Raw genomic sequence first — 16,692 nt, forward strand, 5'->3', positions numbered from 1 at the left:
GGGAGCGTCGGGTGGGAAGCCGCCAGACGTGAGGGAGCGTCGGGTGGGAAGCCGCAAGACCTGAGGGAGCGTCGGGTGGGAAGCCGCCGGACCTGAGGGAGCGTCGGGTGGGAAGCCGCCGGACCTGAGGGAGCGTCCTCAGAGGAGGCGGCGCTCCGCGGCCCAGCGCGTCAGCTCGTGTCGGCTGGACAGTTGGAGTTTGCGCAGCACCGCCGAGACGTGGGTTTCGACCGTCTTGATCGAGATGAACAGCTCCTTGGCGACTTCCTTGTAGCTGTAGCCGCGGGCGATCAGCCGCATAACCTCCAGTTCGCGGGCGGACAGCCGGTCCAGTTCGTCGTCGGCGATCTCCGCGGGCGCGGTGCCGAAGGCGTCGAGGACAAAGCCCGCCAGCCGGGGTGAGAAGACGGCGTCGCCGCCCGCCACACGGCGCACCGCGTCGCTGATCTCGGCCCCGGAAATGGTCTTTGTGACGTAGCCCCGCGCGCCGGCGCGGATCACGGAGACGACGTCCTCGGCGGCATCCGAAACGCTCAGCGCAAGGAACTTGGTGCTGCCCAGCAGTGCCGCGGAGCCGGCCAGCACGTCGCGTCCGCCGCCGCCCAGTCCGCCGGGGAGGTGGACATCCAGCAGTACGACGTCGGGACGCACCTTGGCGATGACGGCGACCGCTTCCTCCACGGTTCCCGCCTCCCCGACGACGACGATGCCGGGATCCAGGTCGGCCTTCAGGCCGGAACGGAAGATGGCGTGGTCATCGACGATCACCACACGCGTGGCCCCGGGCGGAGTCCCTGCCCCGCCGGTGCCCTCTGGTTGGCTGCTCACTGTGTTTCCTCTCCGTTGATCCCGGTTCCGTTGGTTCCTGCCCCGTTGGTCCCTGCGGCGGCCGCGAATGGCAGCCGGAGCCGCACCTCGGTGCCGTCGGGGCTGCTGGCGATAACGGCGGTGCCGCCGTGGCGCCGCATCCGTCCGATCACGGACTCCCGCACGCCCAGGCGGTCCGCCGGGATGGCCCCCGGGTCGAACCCCGGCCCGCGGTCCTTGACGAACACCTCGGCGGCGGCGTCGGTGGCTTCCAGGTACACCGACACGGCGCCGCCGCCGTGTCGGGCGGCGTTGACCATGGCTTCCCGGGCCGCCTGGACCATGGCCTCGAGGCGTTCGGTCATGGCGCAGTCGCCCACGGTCACGACTTCCACGGCGTGCCCCAGCGAGTCCTCCACCTCCGCGGCAGCCGCCTTGATCGCGTCGGAAAGCTGGCCTGCGTCGCGGCCCGGGTCCCGGTAGAGCCAGCCCCGCAGTTCGCGTTCCTGGGCGCGGGCGAGGCGGACGACGTCGTGCTCATTGCCGGCCCGCCGCTGGATCAGCGCCAGGGTCTGGAGCACGGAGTCGTGCAGGTGGGCGGCGATCTCGGCGCGTTCGGTGGCCCGCACGCGGCCGGCGCGTTCGGCCTCCAGATCGCGCCAGAACTTCAACCCCCAGGGCAGCAGCACCAGCGCGACGCCGCCCAGAACGGCCACTGAGGCCAGGAGGGCGAGCCAGGTCTGTTCCCAGGAGCCGGACCCGGAGACCATCAGCAGCACCCCGGCCACCACCAGCGCGAGTCCGGCCGCGAGCCTGGCCCAGCCGCCGGCCTGGTCGGCTTTGGTTTTGTCTACAATGCCCGCGCGCCGGGTTTCGTCCAGTTGCATCCAGGCAATGGCGGCGCCGCCAAGGATCGCGGCAACAGGGATCAGGGTGCCCAGCGGGACGTCCAGGCCAAAGAGCCGCGCGATCAGGATTCCGGCGGCCAGCAGCAGCCCGGCGCCGAGCAGGATTTCCTTGCCATAGGGCATGCCGGGCAACCGGGTCCGCCAGGACCCGGCCGGAGCGCCGGGCGGGGGCCCGCTGACAGGGCGCCCGCTCACCGCCGGGGCGATCGGCGACGCCGGCTGGCGGGCGTTGCGCTTGGCGCTCTCGTCCGCGGTGGGGACCATGATCCAGAGCCAGGCGTAGAAGGCGACGCCGGCCCCGCCGGCGAGCGCCGCCACCACCATACCGATCCGGATCATCTGCACCGGCCAGCCCAGGTGGTGGGCCAGGCCCGCGCAGACACCGGCGATGACGCGGTCGCTGCTGCGGGCCAGCGGCGGGCGGGAAACGGCTGTCGTCATGGGTCAATCCAAACACGGACCGGGGTTCCCCGGAGCCGTTTTCGGGCTGAACCGGGGGCCGCTCAGGGATCGTTCAGGGTCTTCCCCAGTAGAGCGCGGGACCCTGCTGGCGGGAGGATCGAGGTATGAATCCGCATACTCCGCACCCCGACGAGGACCCGAACGCTCCGGGCCGGCCGGAAGGCACCCCGGGCGACTCTTCCACCGGCCCCGCAGACAGCTCCGGGGCCACTCCCCCGGCACCCGGCGAACCTGCCGGGGAAGCACCGCCCCTCTATCCGCCGGGCGGCCAGTACCCCTCCTGTGCCGGTTCGTATTCCGGGCCCACCCCGCCGCCTTACATCGGCGCGCCGGGCCGAGGCCCGCAGCCGCAGAACTTCTTTGACTGGGTTCGCAGCCACGGCATCTACCGGGGCCGCGAGCGCTGGATCGGCGGCGTCGCCAGCGGCATAGCCCAGCGGCTTGGTGTCGACCCTCTGATCGTGCGCGGCATCCTGATTGTCCTGACGGTGTTTGCCGGCGTGGGCGTCCTGTTCTACGGCCTGGCGTGGGCGTTGCTGCCCGAGCCGGACGGACGGATCCATGTCCAGGAGGCAGCCGCGGGCCGCTGGAGCTCAGGTATGACCGGCGCCCTGATCACCACCATCATCGGCTTCCCCAGCCTGGGCAGCGGTGTCTGGGGCTGGGACCGCTACGGCTTCGGCGCCTTCGTCTGGACGGTGTTCTGGGTGGGCGGTGCCATCTACGTCATTTACTATCTGACCCAGCGCAACAAGGCCCGTGCCGCAGGGACCCCTATGTCCCCGGGCCAGGGGCCAGGCCAAGGGCCGGGCGGCACTGGCTGGAGTGCGGCGGGTGCCAGCGGCAGCGCAGCAGGCACAAGCACCGGAAGTTCCGCCACGCCAGGCGACGACGCCGGCAGCGCCTACGGCAGCGCCGGCACCGCGGCCGCGGCTACCAACCAGCCCCTCTCCAGCCAGCCCCTCTCCAACCAAACCCTCCCGCTGGAAGGACTCCCGGGACGCTACGGCGAGGATCAACCCGCAGCGCCTCCCGGCTGGGCCGCGCCGCCTTCGCTGGCTCCCGCCCCGCCCTACGGCGGCGGATACGGCTACGTGCCGCCCCCGGTGCCGGCTCCGAAGCCCCGCAACCTCGGCCCCGGCGCCCCTGCCGTGGCCGTGACCGCCGGCATCGCCCTCCTGGTGGGCGGCGGCATCAAGGCACTCGATGCCGCGCACGCCATCAACCTCGGCACCGCGGGCAACGCGGTGGTGTGGGCCAGCGGCGCAGCCGTGCTGGGGCTTGGGATCCTGGTGTCCGGGCTCCGGGGCCGCACCGCCGGAATCCTGGGCTTCTTCGCCGTCGTGGCGCTGGTCATTGGCGGGATCTTCAACCTGGTCCCCAATGCCGACCGGGCGCGCTTCCAGAACATCGACTGGGCCCCGGTGAGTATCGAGCAGGCCCGGGACGGCTTCGACATCACCGGCGGCACCGGCACGGTTGACCTGACCAAGCTGAACCTGACCCCGCCCCTGGGATCCGACGTCGTGGTCCGGCTGGATGCCACGGCGAGCAACGTCACGGTGGCCATCCCCACCAATATCCCGGTCCAGGTCCAGGCGGACATGACCATGGGCAACCTCAACGACGGCCGCGGCAACCACAGCGGCGTGACGACCCAGCAGAGCGACTACAACACGGATAGGCCAGGCAGCCGCCTGATCGTGAAGATCTCCGGGACCCTGAGCAACATCACCGTGAAGGAAGGCAACTGACATGAGCAGCTACGACCCGGCGGAAACGCCGGAATCCACCGCGCTGCCGGCGACGGCCGGCGCCCCCCGGGCCCGGGTGGGGACGGTGGTCTGGGGACTGATCGTGCTGGCCCTGGCCGCACTGATCATCATCTCCCGGCTCGGCCTCGTCGCCCTGAACGGCACCTACGTGCTGATCGGCCTGATGATCGGAGCCGGCGCCGCGCTGGTCATCGGCGGCCTGCTGTCCGCCCGCGGACGTGACAAAGAAACTACAACAGGGAAGTCTTGAACCATGGATAAGTTCTTCAGCATCGTCCGGGGCCTCGGCCTGAAACGCGGTCCGCAGCGCTGGCTGGGCGGCGTCTGCGGCGGGATTGCCGCCAAGCTGAACGTCGACGTCGCGTACGTCCGGATCGGGTACCTGCTGTTCGCCTTGATCCCGGGCCCCGCCTTCGTGTTCTACCTGGCGGCCTGGCTGATCCTCCCGGACCAGCGGAACGCGATCATCCTCGAGTCCTTCCTCGAGAAGCGCGCCGGCCGTCCCTGAGCCGCCCCGCAGGTCCCCAACCGCACCACCCCAACTGCACCACCGACGCACAGTGCCCCCGCCTCCGCCGGCGGGGGCACTGTGCGTCGGACACGGTTTGTGTCCTGCCCCACATGCGCCAGTAGACTTCTAGGTGAGCTCAGCGTGGCGCTCTGCCTGTACCCCTTCGAACCAGGATTTGAGCCGAGACATGAAAATTGGAATCCTCACCAGCGGCGGAGACTGCCCCGGACTGAACGCCGTGATCCGCGGCGCCGTCCTGAAGGGCATCGCCGTGCACGGCCACGAATTCGTGGGGTTCCTGGACGGCTGGCGCGGCGTGGTGGAGGGCGACGTCATCGATATCCCGCGTGCCCTGGTCCGCGGCATCGCGAAGCAGGGCGGGACCATCCTGGGCACGTCCCGGACCAACCCGTTCGAGAACAACGGCGGCCCCGAGGTCATCAAGGCCAACATGGACCGGCTCGGCATCGACGCCATCATCGCCATCGGCGGCGAAGGCACCCTCGCCGCCGCGAAGCGCCTGACCGACGCCGGCCTGAAGATCGTCGGCGTGCCCAAGACCGTCGACAACGACCTCGACGCCACCGACTACACCTTCGGGTTCGACACCGCCGTCGAGATCGCCACGGAGGCCATTGACCGCCTGCGCACCACCGGGGAGTCCCACCACCGGACCATGATCGCCGAGGTCATGGGCCGCCACGTCGGCTGGATCGCGCTGCACGCCGGCATGGCCTCCGGCGCCCACGCCATCCTGATCCCCGAGCAAAAGGCCTCGATGGAACAGATCACCGAATGGGTCATCTCGGCCCGCGACCGCGGCCGAGCCCCGCTGGTAGTGGTCGCGGAAGGTTTTGTCCCCGAAGGCCAGGAATCCCCGCACTCCGAGCGCGGACTGGACACCTTCGGCCGCCCGCGCCTGGGCGGCATCGCCGAACTCCTGGCCCCCGAACTGGAGGCCCGGACCGGGATCGAGACCCGCGCCACGGTGCTGGGCCACATCCAGCGCGGCGGCGTCCCCACCGCCTTCGACCGGGTGCTGGCAACCCGCCTGGGCATGGCCGCGATCGATTCGGTGGTGGAGCAGCGCTGGGGAACCATGGTGTCCCTCAACGGAACCGACATCGTCCACGTCGGCTTCGATGCCGCCCTCGGCAACCTCAAGAGTGTGCCGCAGCACCGCTACGAGGAAGCTGCGGTTCTCTTCGGCTGAGGCCTCCTCCGGCCGGGCTTCCCGGCCGGCACTCTCCGACTGGGGGCCGCCGCTGGGTAGGGTTGAGGCATGACTCTCGCCCCCGGTTCCGCTGAAATCATCCAGCTCGCGTGGGCACGCCGGCTGGGGCTCGACGACGGCGCTTTCGCCACCGCCCGGGGCCGCCGCCTCACCCGGGCCGACGACGCTGCCCGCTCCCTGCAGTTTGTCCGGCTGTTCGGCAGTTCCGCGCTGGTCGGGCCGGAATGGGCCCTTGACGCCGCGGCCGGGTACAGCGACGAGGAGCTGGCGCAGCACGTAACGCTGCTGACCATCACCCGCGGGCACGGCGGCCATGGGCTGGGCGCCGCCGCCCTGTTCTTCGCCGACGACCTGCCGCTGCAGCAGCCCGCCGAGGAGCTGACCGTCTCGCACGGGAACCCGGAAGCGATCGAACTCGAGACGCTCTGCCCGCCGGACGACGTGAACGAGGTGGGCCTGGCGGACCTTGAGCACCGTTTTACGATCATGCACGTCGACGACGGCGGCCGGACGCCCGTGGCGTGCGGCGCCTACACCGAGTGGGAAGGCATCCTGGCGCAGCTCGGCGTGCTGGTGGCACCCGAGTGGCGGCGCCGCGGCGTCGGGACGCTGGCCGCTTCGATTGCCGCCCACGAGGCACTGGCCTCGGGCCTGACGCTGCAATGGCGCTCCGATGTCAGCAACAAGGGGTCCCTGGCGCTGGCCCGGAGCCTGGGCTTCACCGCCGGCGGCATCCAGACCAGCGTGCTGCTGGGCTAACCCCGCGTGGCCCCGGCGCCGTCCGCGGCGGCATGCCGGCTGTCCGCGCCCGTCGCCGGGATCGTGCCCGGCGGTCCCCAGCCCTGCTGCGGCTGGGGCTTGGCGAAGAACAGCGCTACGGCTGCGCCCAGCAGGATCACCGCGGCGGGCAGCAGGATGGACTGGCCCATAGCGGTCGAGAATCCTTGGTGCAGCGCCTCGGGGAGCTGGCCGCCGAATGCCATCCGGTTGGACTCCCCCGCGGTTCCCGGCACCGCCGGCAGCTCCGCGGCGAGCCGGGCCTGGATCAGCACCGCGATGGCAGCGCTGCCCAGGACCGCGCCGATCTGGCGGGTGGTGTTGTAGACGCCGGAACCTGCCCCGGCCTGCCGGGGCGGCAGGTTCCGGGTGGCGGTGGAGCTCAGCGGCGCCCAGATGCCGGCGTTCGCGAATCCCAACACCGCACTGGGGAGCAGGAAGAGCCAGATGGGGGTGTCCGGGTGCATCAGCGAGGCGTTCCAGAACAGCGCCACGGACATCAGGGTCAGGCCGGCTGCCGTGATGAATTTCGGGTTGACCCGGTCGATGATCTTGCCCACGACCGGTGCCAGGCCGCCGGAGATGACCGCCATGGGGACCATCATGAGCGCGGACTGCGTCGGGGTCAGGCCGCGGACCACCTGGTAGTAGAAGATCAGCGGGAGGCTGAAGGCGGTGACGGTGAACCCGACCGTGGTGATGCCCACGTTGGCCAGCGAGAAGTTGCGGTCCTTGAACAGTCCCAGCGGCAGCAGCGGCTCACCCTTGTTGACCCGCTGCCAGGCCACGAACGCGACCAGGACAACGATGCCGCCGATGATCAGGCCCCACACGGTGATGGGGCCGGTGATGGTGCCCCAGTTGTAGGTCTCGCCCTCCTGGATGCCGAACACCAGCAGGAACAGGCCGACGGCGCTGAGCAGCACGCCGGGGATGTCGAACTTGTGCGGGTGGGTGCTCAGCGACGGAACGAAGCGCAAAGCCAGGATGAAGCCGGCAATACCCACCGGAATGTTGATGAAGAAGATCCACTCCCAGCCCAGCCCGTCCACCAGGACACCGCCCAGGATCGGTCCCACCAGGGTGGCGACGCCGGCCGTGGCACCCCAGATGCCCATCGCGGCGCCGCGGCGGTCCGGCGGGAAGATCCGGGTAATGACCGCCATCGTCTGGGGCGTCATCATCGCGGCGCCGAGGCCCTGCAGCACCCGGGCTTCGATCAGCGTGTGGACGTCGCCGGAGAGCCCGCACCACAGCGAGGCCAAGGTGAAGACGACCAGTCCGGACAGGTAGAGCTTCTTCGGGCCGAAGCGGTCACCCAGCCGGCCCGTGATGAGCAGCGGGACAGCGTAGGCGAGCAAGTAGGCGCTGGTCACCCAGATCACCGAATTGATGTCGGCGTTCAGGCCTTCCATGATCCGCGGGTTGGCCACCGAGACGATGGTGGTGTCGATCAGGATCATGAAAAATCCGATCACCAGCGACCACAGGGCGGCCCAGGGCCTCGCTACGTTTTCCATGAGGTTCCTTAGGGTGCTGTTGCCGGGCTGATATTTTTGGTGGAACTGGTGTCTATCCGGTGGTGCTGGTTCCGGCTCGGGCCGGCGCGGCGGTGGCCGTTGTCAGCGCAGGAGCGCCAGGATTTCGGTCCGGGCGAACATCTGCGCCGCGGCCCGGGCGGAGGGGTGTCCGGCGTCGGGGTCGGCACCGGCGTCCACGAGGACCCGGACGACGTCGGGGTAGCCCTTGAACACAGCCCCGGCGAGCGGTGTCTGGCCGCGGTCGTTGGCCGTGTTGGCGTCGGCGCCGTGCGCCAGGATCAGCCGGACGGTGTCCGCGTGGCCGTGGTAGGCGGCCAGCATGAGCAGCGAATCCCCTGCCGCGTTGGTCAGCGTGGCCGGCGCGCCCGCCGCGAGATAGCCGCCGAGGAGCGCGGAGTTGCCCTCGCGGGCGGCGTCGAAGAGGGTGTGCGCCAGAGCGAGGGTCTCGTCGTCGGGGGCAGCCGCTTCCGGGCCGCCGCTGGCAGAGTCCGCGTTCACCGGGTCCCCCGGAGGAATCCGGTCTGCCGTCCCACGACCTGGCCTGCGTCCGGCGCCACAATGGGTTCCTGCGCCGCGGTGTAGGGTTCCTCGCCGTCCATCACGGTCAGCACCTCGTCCGGGGCGACGGAGCGCTTGATCACGGCCAGGGCTACCGGCCCCATCTCGAAGTGCTGCGCCACGGACGTCACCGTGCCGACCTTCCGTTCGCCGGCCCGCACTTCGCTGCCGACAGTGGGCAGCGTGTGCTGCGAGCCGTCCAGCTGGAGGAAGACCAGCCGCCGCGGCGGGTGGCCCAGGTTGTGCACCCGGGCGATGGTTTCCTGCCCCTTGTAGCACCCCTTGGCCAGGTGCACGGCGGTGCGCAGCAGGTCCAGTTCGTGCGGGATCGTCTTGTCGTCGGTCTCGGCGCCCCAGCGGGGGCGCCACGCGGCGATCCGGAGCGCTTCGGCTGCCAGGACCCCGGCCAGCGGGCGTTCCCCGACGGTGGCCTCGAGTTCGGCGGCCGGAACGAGGTATTCGAACCAGGGCCGCTCCAGGCCCGGGTGGGCGTCCTCACCGACCACGGCGTAGGAGTACCCGCCGGCGCCCACGTGCGGCCAGGGGTCCTCCCAGACCTGGAGCCCGGCCCAGTCCGGAACCGGCCGGGTGCTGCCGAGCACGGCCCAGTCCGCGGACACGTCGGCGACCTCGACCCGGAGCATGAACTTCATCCTGGTGAGCCATTCGGCCAGCGGCGCGGCCTCCGCCGCTTCCACGATCAGCCAGGTGGTGGCGCCGTCGTCCAGCACCCGCGCGTCGAATTCGATCCGGCCTTGCACGCTGAGCAGCAACAGTTCGGTGGATTGGCCGGGGGCCAGAGCGGTGAGCTGCTGGGAGGACAGGGTATTGAGCCAGCTCAGCCGGTCCGGACCCGTCACCGTAACCACTCCGCGCTGGGACAAATCGACGACGGCGGTGCCGGCGGCCAGCGCGCGCTGCTCACGCAGCGGCTCGCCATAGTGGGCGGCGACGCCGGCGTCCGCACCGGCCGCCTCGACGGCGCCCGGGCGCGACAGCAGTGGGCTCTTGATAGTCATATGAAGTAGAAGTCCTCAGCGCTCAGCGGTATTCCGGATTTTCGAAGTCGAATCGGGTGCCGGCCTCCCAGCCTTCGGGCAGGTTGCCGTACGCGGGGATGCCGCCGGCGTCCTTGAGCATCCGCGCCAGGTGCAGCAGGTTCCAGGTCATAAAGGTCGTGTTGCGGTTGGTGAAATCACTTTCCGGTCCGCCGGAGCCCTCGTCCAGGTAGCTGGGCCCGGGGCCCACGGCGCCGATCCAGCCCGCGTCGGCCTGCGGCGGGATAGTGAAGCCGATGTGCTGGAGGCTGTAGAGCACGTTCATGGCGCAGTGCTTGATGCCGTCTTCGTTGCCCGTGATCAGGCAGCCGCCCACCTTCGGGTAGAACGCCCACTGCCCCTGGGAGTTCAGTTCGCCGGAGTGGGCGTAGAGCCGCTCGATCAGCTTCTTGGTCTGGGATGAGTTGTCACCGAGCCAGATCGGTCCGGCGACCACCACAATGTCCGCTTCCTGCACGGCCGGGTACAGGGCCGGCCATTCGTCGCTGGCCCAGCCGTGCTCGCGCATGTCCGGGTAGACGCCGCTGGCAATGTCGTGGTCCACCGTCCGGATGACGCTGGTGGCAACGCCCTGCTTTTCCATGATCCGGCGGCTGATCTCGATCAGGCCCTGCGTGTTGGAGGTCTCCGGTGACTTCTTCAGCGTTCCGTTGAAGAACACGGCCTTGAGGTCGCTGTAATTGCCGCGTGCCGCGGCGCCGTTTGCCGCGCTGCCTGCGCCGCTTGCTGAGTCGTTCACTGTGGTGCTCCCTGCGTTCGCTGCGGACAACGGAAATTCAGTGAGACCGCGGCTTCCTGCCGGACGCGCGGTTCAGCCGACTTTGCTGAGGATCGCGGAGGCATGCGCCTCCAGGCCGCCGCCCGGCGTCGACCCGTTGCCGGCGGCAACGTCCCAGCGCCAGAGCAGCTTGCCGTCGACCAGGCCGAAGATCCGCGTCGCCGCGGTGTACTCCTTGGAGTGGCTGCCGCGCATCACCATGTCGGTGCTGAGCTGGATCTGCGGGCCCTTGATCTGGCCGTAGTACAACTCGGAAATCCCGCCCGGATGCGAGATGGAGACAGAGATGTCGAAGCCGCCGTCGCTGTTGCGCAGTTCCTCGACCTCGTCGGCGCTCTTGAGCACCGGGACGATGTCGGCCGGGATGAGCCCAGGGCCGCCGTCTTCCTCACGCTGCTTGCGCTCCAGGGCCCAGAAACCGGTCTCCACGGTGAGCGGGCGGAGCTTGGTTCCCTCGTCGTCCGTCAGCCACGACTCGGCCCGGTACTGCAGGTACGGGAGGCCGTTGTGGGTGAAGGAGACGTGTTGGAGGAAGTGTTCCGAGTCCTCTTCCCCGGCGCCCAGCCGGCCCCGGCCCTCCCACTCACCAATGAGCCAGGACAGCGGAACGATTTCGGGCGTCAGATCTGTAGGAATTTCAATCGGCACAGCAGCTACCTCTGGAAACTACGGGTTCTGGACGGGTACAGGGTAGGGCTGTCTACTTCTGGCCCTTGAAGAGCCGGTAGACGACAAAACCGGCAAACCAGGCCATCGAAAGGCTGGCCACGCCGAGCAGGACAAGGAAGAAGATCTCAAATGCAAGTACGGACATGATGCCATCCTAACGCTTTAGTGAAGGAGTAGTTTGTCTATGAAGTAGGCCAGCGAACCGACCGCGGAGACGGGCCCCAGGCCCATGCCCAGCACCGCCGGCAGGTTCAAGGAGGTGCCGCGGATGATCACCAGCCGGCGGAAGCTGACCAGGACGGCGCCGACGGCGATCCCCACCAGGGCGGCCGGCAGCACGGCGATGTCGGAGAACACCAGGCCGGCCAGCGGACCGGCGAGGCCCGCCCCGACGATACCCAGCGGCGCGACGATCCGGTCCGGCCAGCGGATCAGGCCCGCCATCAGGGCGATCGCGGCACTGATGGCCGCGATGAGCAGCATTTCCTTGACCCCGTTGAAGCGCGAGCAGGCGATCCAGCCGGCGCCGAGGCAGGACAACAGGACTCCGGCGCTGGACCCCAGAGTGGATTCCAGCCGCTGGGCCTGACCTGTACCGCGGATCAGCTGCATCACGAAGATGGCCATCACCCCGGCTGCCACAAACGCGGGCGTCCAGTTCAGGAAACCCGGCGCGGGCAGGTAGGTGGCCGCCACCGCCGAACCGATTCCGGGCAGGCCGATCAGGGCGGCCAGGGTTTTCTTGGCCGGGATGCCCAGGAAGTGCGGCCAGCCGATGCCGACGAACGCGGCCGTGACGGCGGCGACGGCCAGCAGGGCCTCCGGCGTGGAGTAAGCCCCGGCAACGATTGCGGCCAGGCCGGCCAGCCCGATGACACCTACACTCCGTGACCTCACTGCATTCCCCCCGGGGCGTACCCCAGCCGGGGACCCCCAACGCGGTCCCCCACGATCAACATAGCCACGATCAACCGGCACCTTCGCTCACTGCGGACCCACTCGGCCTGCTCGACTCCGCCGGAGCGGCAGGCCCTGACGGATCAATCCTGCCCTATGTGAACGTTTTGTGTCGCAAAAGAGGGACGCTGGAGCGGCGGAACAGTGTCTGCCGAGGGGCATTTGGGTATACTCAAAGTTCAGCTACGCTTCCTCCGGCAGCCGCAGGCAGGCACCGTCCGGAAGCCCAGTACCGGCCGGTGGAAGCCCGGTTCAGACGCCCAATGATGCGCGGACACCCCTTGGAGGAACCATGTCGCACATCCTGCTACTGACGAACAGCACCGGCTCATCGGTGGATGTCCTTCCTGCGCTGGAACTGCTCAACCACCGCGTCCACATTCTTCCCGCCGAGCCCACGGCGCTGCTCGAAACCGATCCGTGCGACATCGTGCTGCTGGACGCCCGCAAGGACCTGGTCGGCGCCCGCTCCCTCACCCAGCTGCTCAAAGCGACCGGGCTGAGCGCGCCGCTCATGCTGATCCTCACGGAAGGCGGCATGGCCGCCGTTTCCTCTGCGTGGGCCGTGGACGACATCCTCCTGGAATCCGCCGGTCCCGCCGAGGTGGAGGCTCGTATCCGCCTCGGCGTCGCCCGCGCCCTGCCGGATGCGGACGACACCCCCACGGAGATCCGGGCGGCCGGCGTCGTGATCGATGAGGCGAGCTACACGGCCCGGGTCAACGGGGCAGCACTCAACCTGACCTTCAAGGAATTTGAACTGCTCAAGTACCTGGCCCAGCACCCCGGCCGCGTCTTCACCCGCCAGCAGCTCCTCACCGAGGTCTGGGGCTACGACTACTACGGCGGCACCCGGACCGTGGACGTCCACGTCCGCCGGCTCCGGGCCAAGCTCGGCGCCGACCACGAAAACCTGATCAGCACCGTGCGCAACGTCGGGTACCGCCTCACCCTGGTCCGGCAGCCCGACGAGGAACTCACCGAGGCCTGACCGGCCCCGCCCCGCCCCGGGGACAGTCCCCCGGGTACAGCCCCTCCAGCACTGCACGAAAAAGCCCCGGACTCAGGAGTCCGGGGCTTTCGTGCGCCGCCTGGCGTTGCAGTGGAGGACATACGGGTCGAACGTATCGAGGCCACCCCAGTGGTGGATCCCCCTCACATCCACTCAACGGTTTCGCACCGTTCAGCCGGATGAGATATTGACTATACGTGCCTCGGGCGGATGCATCAAATCCACGGGTTTTCCACGCGCCGGCGGGCAGCGGACGTATAGCCTTGCACCATGAGTCCTGCGCATCCGGAGAACTGGCCCGTACTCACCCTGCAGGGAGCCGTCGATGAACGGCTGCTGCAGGATGTCAAGACCCTGGTGGCCGCCGCCGAGGAATCCGACGGCAACCCGCCGTTGTCCGAACAGACCCTGGTGACCCTGCGCGCCGCGGGAACCGGCCCGCACAGCGTGCTGGCCCTGGCCCTCTACTCCCCCGACTACACCCGCGACGACTCCGGCACCTCCGGCGCCGCTTCCGGCCACGCCCGGGGCAACGACCTGGCGGGGTTCGCCGTCGTCGTCGAGGATGCCGATGGCACCGGGGTGCTGGAGGTGGCCGTTCATCCCAGCTACCGCAACCAAGGCGTGGCGGACCGGCTGGTGGCCGAGCTCCAGAAGGTGCGCGGCTTCGCGGGGCTGAAGGCCTGGTCGCACGGCAACCATGAAGCCGCCGCGGACCTTGCCGCGCGCTACGGGTACGCGCCGGTGCGCGAACTGTGGAAGATGCGGCTCGCGACCGCGGCCTCGGAGCTGCCCGACGCTGCGCTGCCGGAGGGCATCTCGCTGCGCAGCTTCGTGCCGGGGCAGGACGAGGAGGCCTGGCTGGCGGTCAACCGGGCGGCGTTCGCCCATCACCCCGAACAAGGGAACATGAGCCTGGACGACCTGCAGGCCCGGATGGCCGAGCCGTGGTTCGATCCCGCCGGTTTCCTGCTCGCCGTCGACGCCGCCGGCCGGATCCTTGGTTTCCACTGGACCAAGGTCCACCCCCGGCACGGGGAGCATCCGGCGATCGGCGAGGTATACGTCGTCGGCGTCGCACCCGCCGCGCAGGGCACCGGGCTGGGCAAGGCCCTGACCATCGCCGGCATCAAGCACCTGCAGCAGCAGGGCCTGCACGCCGTCATGCTCTACGTCGACGCAGACAACATCCCCGCCGTCGCCCTGTACCGGAGGCTCGGCTTTTCGCGCTGGGACGTGGACGTCATGTACGCGCCGCGGGAAGGCCGGTAACCACGCCGGCGGCCGGGCGCCCGACGGCGGCCGAAACCTGGGCTCGTCCGGATCTGAATCCTTGTAAGGTTGAAGCTAAATCGCGCCAGCATTAGGAGAGACCATGCAACGGGAATCTGCCCGGACCGCCACGTCTGAAGCCGCTACGCCGGACAAGGCCGCGCGTCCCGCGCGGGCACGGTTCGGCTCCTCCGAAGTGCCCGCCTCGCGCGCCACCCAGGACCGGATCGACATCCCCGAGTTCGCCCCCAACCTGGAACCGGAAGGCGACATCAGCCCGGACCGTTTCCTGGACCGGGAGCTGAGCTGGCTGGCGTTCAACTCACGCGTCCTGGAGCTCGCCGAAGATCCCAACCTCTACCTGCTGGAACGCGTCAGCTTCCTGTCCATCTTCGCCTCCAACCTGGATGAGTTCTTTATGGTCCGGGTTGCCGGGCTCAAGCGCCGCATCGCCACCGGCCTCGCCGTGCCTTCCCCCGCCGGGCTGAGCCCCATGCAGGTCCTGGAACAGATCGGCGAGGCCGCCCACCGGCTCCAGCAGCGCCACGCCCGCGTCTACGCCGAACAGATCCGCCCCGCACTGGCCTACGAACACATCCACCTGATGCACTGGGACGAGCTGGACGACCAGGCCAAGGACCAACTCAGCGCCATGTTCGCGGAAAAGGTCTTCCCGATCCTGACCCCGCTGGCCGTGGATCCCGCCCACCCGTTCCCCTACATTTCCGGGCTCTCGCTGAACCTGGCCGTCGTCGTCCGCAACCCGGTCAGCGACAAGGAGCTCTTTGCCCGCGTCAAGGTCCCGGACCAGCTGCCGCGGCTGATCTCGATCGACGGCCCGCGCGCCGGCTCCGTGCCCGGGCGGGTGGCGCGCTTCATCGCGCTTGAAGAAGTCATCGCCGTCCACCTGGACCAGCTCTTCGCCGGGATGGAGGTGCTGGAGCACCATACCTTCCGGGTCACCCGCAACGAGGACGTCGAGGTCGAAGAGGACGATGCCGAGAACCTGCTGCAGGCCCTGGAGAAGGAACTGCTGCGCCGCCGCTTCGGGCCGCCGGTCCGGCTCGAGGTCACGAACGACATCAACCCCAACATCCGTGCGCTGCTGATCCGCGAGCTCGGCGTGGAGGAATCCGAGGTCTACTCCGTCCCGGCCCCGCTGGACCTTCGCGGGCTCTCCGTGATCGCGGGGATCGACCGCGCGGACCTGCACTACCCCAAGCACGTGCCGCACACGTCCCGGTACCTCAACGAGTCGGAAACCTCCAAGGCAGCGAATGTTTTCGCGGCCATGCGCCGCCGGGACATCCTCCTGCACCACCCGTACGATTCCTTCTCCACCTCCGTGCAGGCCTTCCTCGAGCAGGCCGCCGCGGACCCCAAGGTGCAGGCCATCAAGCAGACCCTGTACCGCACCTCCGGCGACTCGCCCATCGTTGACGCCCTGATCGACGCCGCCGAGGCCGGCAAGCAGGTGCTCGCCCTGGTGGAGATCAAGGCCCGCTTCGACGAACAGGCCAACATCTCCTGGGCCCGGAAGCTGGAACAGGCCGGGGTACATGTGGTGTACGGCATCGTGGGCCTCAAGACCCACTGCAAGCTCTCCCTCGTGGTCCGCCAGGAAGTCGACGGGCTGCGCCGCTACTGCCACATCGGCACCGGCAACTACCACCCGCGCACCGCCCGCTACTACGAGGACCTCGGCCTGCTGACCGCCAACGAGCAGGTGGGCGAAGATCTGTCCAAGCTCTTCAACCAGCTGTCCGGCTACGCGCCCAAGTCCACCTTCAAGCGGCTGCTGGTTGCTCCACGGTCGGTGCGCTCCGGGCTGATTGACCGGATTGAAACCGAAATCCGCAACGCCCGGGCGGGAATCGCCGCCCGCGTCCAGATCAAGGTGAACTCGATGGTGGACGAAGCCATCATCGACTCCCTCTACCGGGCCTCCCAGGCCGGGGTGCAGGTGGACGTCATTGTCCGCGGCATCTGCTCGCTGCGCCCCGGCGTCCCCGGACTCAGCGAGAACATCACCGTCCGCTCCGTCCTGGGCCGCTTCCTGGAACACTCCCGCGTCTTCGCCTTCGCCAACGCCGGAGACCCGGTGGTTTACATCGGCTCGGCCGACATGATGCATCGCAATCTGGACCGCCGCGTCGAGGCGCTCGTGCAGCTCAGCAGCGGGGACGATACCAGCTACGTGCTGGACATGCTTCGCCGCTACATGGATCCGGGGACGGCCAGCTGGCATCTGGACAACAGCGGCGAATGGGTGCGCCACCACCTTGCCGAGGACGGCACCCCTCTGCAGGACGTCCAGTCGTGGCTGCTCGCGTCGCGTTCGCGGCAGCGCTCGGCGAGCCTGCGCTAGGGCCG

The 16,692-nt window shown here is 69.2% G+C and carries 16 protein-coding genes; 8 read left to right on the forward strand and 8 right to left on the reverse strand.

What is annotated here, in order from left to right:
* Positions 1-138: 138 nt before the first annotated feature.
* Both ABIN76_RS15855 and ABIN76_RS15860 read right to left on the reverse strand, forming a co-directional pair.
* Entirely contained in the window at positions 139-771 is a 633-nt protein-coding gene (locus ABIN76_RS15855) for a response regulator transcription factor (RefSeq protein WP_346960675.1), read from the reverse strand.
* A 53-nt stretch (positions 772-824) separates the two neighbouring features.
* Positions 825-2,156: a PspC domain-containing protein gene (locus ABIN76_RS15860; protein WP_346960636.1), complete on the reverse strand. Its 1,332-nt coding sequence runs from the start codon at positions 2,154-2,156 to the stop codon at positions 825-827.
* Between the two features lie 125 nt (positions 2,157-2,281).
* On the opposite strand from ABIN76_RS15860, the gene ABIN76_RS15865 reads away from it, so the two are divergent.
* The 5 genes from ABIN76_RS15865 to ABIN76_RS15885 all read left to right on the forward strand — a co-directional run bounded on the left by ABIN76_RS15865 (position 2,282) and on the right by ABIN76_RS15885 (position 6,456).
* Entirely contained in the window at positions 2,282-3,931 is a 1,650-nt protein-coding gene (locus ABIN76_RS15865; protein WP_346960637.1) for a PspC domain-containing protein, read from the forward strand.
* A 1-nt stretch (position 3,932) separates the two neighbouring features.
* The gene (locus ABIN76_RS15870; protein WP_346960638.1) at positions 3,933-4,202 is read left to right on the forward strand and encodes a hypothetical protein; all 270 of its coding nucleotides are present in this window, start codon (positions 3,933-3,935) and stop codon (positions 4,200-4,202) included.
* Positions 4,203-4,205: 3 nt separating this feature from the next.
* Positions 4,206-4,460, forward strand: a complete 255-nt coding sequence (locus ABIN76_RS15875; RefSeq protein WP_175321158.1) for a PspC domain-containing protein — start codon at positions 4,206-4,208, stop codon at positions 4,458-4,460.
* 190 nt (positions 4,461-4,650) lie between these two features.
* Entirely contained in the window at positions 4,651-5,676 is a 1,026-nt protein-coding gene (locus ABIN76_RS15880; RefSeq protein WP_346960639.1) for a 6-phosphofructokinase, read from the forward strand.
* A gap of 69 nt (positions 5,677-5,745) precedes the next feature.
* Complete coding sequence (locus ABIN76_RS15885) at positions 5,746-6,456, forward strand: GNAT family N-acetyltransferase (protein ID WP_346960640.1); 711 nt, start codon at positions 5,746-5,748, stop codon at positions 6,454-6,456.
* Here ABIN76_RS15885 and ABIN76_RS15890 read toward each other — a convergent pair.
* The 6 genes from ABIN76_RS15890 to ABIN76_RS15915 all read right to left on the reverse strand — a co-directional run bounded on the left by ABIN76_RS15890 (position 6,453) and on the right by ABIN76_RS15915 (position 11,975).
* Entirely contained in the window at positions 6,453-7,994 is a 1,542-nt protein-coding gene (locus ABIN76_RS15890; RefSeq protein WP_346960641.1) for a DHA2 family efflux MFS transporter permease subunit, read from the reverse strand. The genes ABIN76_RS15885 and ABIN76_RS15890 overlap by 4 nt on opposite strands.
* A 102-nt stretch (positions 7,995-8,096) precedes the next feature.
* Positions 8,097-8,513, reverse strand: a complete 417-nt coding sequence (locus ABIN76_RS15895) for an ankyrin repeat domain-containing protein (protein WP_346960642.1) — start codon at positions 8,511-8,513, stop codon at positions 8,097-8,099.
* Positions 8,510-9,592, reverse strand: coding sequence for a folate-binding protein (locus tag ABIN76_RS15900; RefSeq protein WP_346960643.1), 1,083 nt, complete (start codon positions 9,590-9,592; stop codon positions 8,510-8,512). The genes ABIN76_RS15895 and ABIN76_RS15900 overlap by 4 nt, the downstream gene beginning before the upstream one ends.
* 22 nt (positions 9,593-9,614) lie before the next feature.
* Entirely contained in the window at positions 9,615-10,370 is a 756-nt protein-coding gene (locus ABIN76_RS15905; protein WP_346960644.1) for a flavodoxin family protein, read from the reverse strand.
* 72 nt (positions 10,371-10,442) lie between these two features.
* Complete coding sequence (locus ABIN76_RS15910; RefSeq protein WP_346960645.1) at positions 10,443-11,057, reverse strand: FABP family protein; 615 nt, start codon at positions 11,055-11,057, stop codon at positions 10,443-10,445.
* 183 nt (positions 11,058-11,240) lie between these two features.
* Positions 11,241-11,975: a permease gene (locus ABIN76_RS15915; RefSeq protein ID WP_346960646.1), complete on the reverse strand. Its 735-nt coding sequence runs from the start codon at positions 11,973-11,975 to the stop codon at positions 11,241-11,243.
* Positions 11,976-12,327: 352 nt separating this feature from the next.
* Between ABIN76_RS15915 and ABIN76_RS15920 the strand changes: the two genes are divergently transcribed.
* The 3 genes from ABIN76_RS15920 (at position 12,328) to ABIN76_RS15930 (ending at position 16,687) form a co-directional block, all read left to right on the forward strand.
* Positions 12,328-13,026 carry a response regulator transcription factor gene (locus ABIN76_RS15920; RefSeq protein WP_146336841.1) on the forward strand — a complete coding sequence of 233 codons (699 nt, stop codon included), beginning with the start codon at positions 12,328-12,330 and terminating at the stop codon, positions 13,024-13,026.
* Between the two features lie 291 nt (positions 13,027-13,317).
* Positions 13,318-14,319 (forward strand): mycothiol synthase, encoded by a 1,002-nt coding sequence (gene mshD / locus ABIN76_RS15925; RefSeq protein ID WP_346960647.1) that lies wholly within the window; start codon positions 13,318-13,320, stop codon positions 14,317-14,319.
* A 103-nt stretch (positions 14,320-14,422) separates the two neighbouring features.
* Positions 14,423-16,687 (forward strand): RNA degradosome polyphosphate kinase, encoded by a 2,265-nt coding sequence (locus ABIN76_RS15930; protein ID WP_346960648.1) that lies wholly within the window; start codon positions 14,423-14,425, stop codon positions 16,685-16,687.
* The last annotated feature ends 5 nt before the right edge of the window (positions 16,688-16,692 follow it).

Origin of the sequence: uncultured Arthrobacter sp., from assembly GCF_964021775.1 — a bacterium.
Taxonomy (GTDB): domain Bacteria; phylum Actinomycetota; class Actinomycetes; order Actinomycetales; family Micrococcaceae; genus Arthrobacter.

Coding starts and splice junctions, on each gene's coding strand:
- ABIN76_RS15860 (WP_346960636.1), bottom strand. CDS start 2,156: ATGACGACAGCCGTTTCCCGCCCGCCGCTGGCCCGCAGCAGCGACCGC.
- ABIN76_RS15865 (WP_346960637.1), top strand. CDS start 2,282: ATGAATCCGCATACTCCGCACCCCGACGAGGACCCGAACGCTCCGGGC.
- ABIN76_RS15870 (WP_346960638.1), top strand. CDS start 3,933: ATGAGCAGCTACGACCCGGCGGAAACGCCGGAATCCACCGCGCTGCCG.
- ABIN76_RS15875 (WP_175321158.1), top strand. CDS start 4,206: ATGGATAAGTTCTTCAGCATCGTCCGGGGCCTCGGCCTGAAACGCGGT.
- ABIN76_RS15880 (WP_346960639.1), top strand. CDS start 4,651: ATGAAAATTGGAATCCTCACCAGCGGCGGAGACTGCCCCGGACTGAAC.
- ABIN76_RS15885 (WP_346960640.1), top strand. CDS start 5,746: ATGACTCTCGCCCCCGGTTCCGCTGAAATCATCCAGCTCGCGTGGGCA.
- ABIN76_RS15890 (WP_346960641.1), bottom strand. CDS start 7,994: ATGGAAAACGTAGCGAGGCCCTGGGCCGCCCTGTGGTCGCTGGTGATC.
- ABIN76_RS15900 (WP_346960643.1), bottom strand. CDS start 9,592: ATGACTATCAAGAGCCCACTGCTGTCGCGCCCGGGCGCCGTCGAGGCG.
- ABIN76_RS15920 (WP_146336841.1), top strand. CDS start 12,328: ATGTCGCACATCCTGCTACTGACGAACAGCACCGGCTCATCGGTGGAT.
- mshD (WP_346960647.1), top strand. CDS start 13,318: ATGAGTCCTGCGCATCCGGAGAACTGGCCCGTACTCACCCTGCAGGGA.
- ABIN76_RS15930 (WP_346960648.1), top strand. CDS start 14,423: ATGCAACGGGAATCTGCCCGGACCGCCACGTCTGAAGCCGCTACGCCG.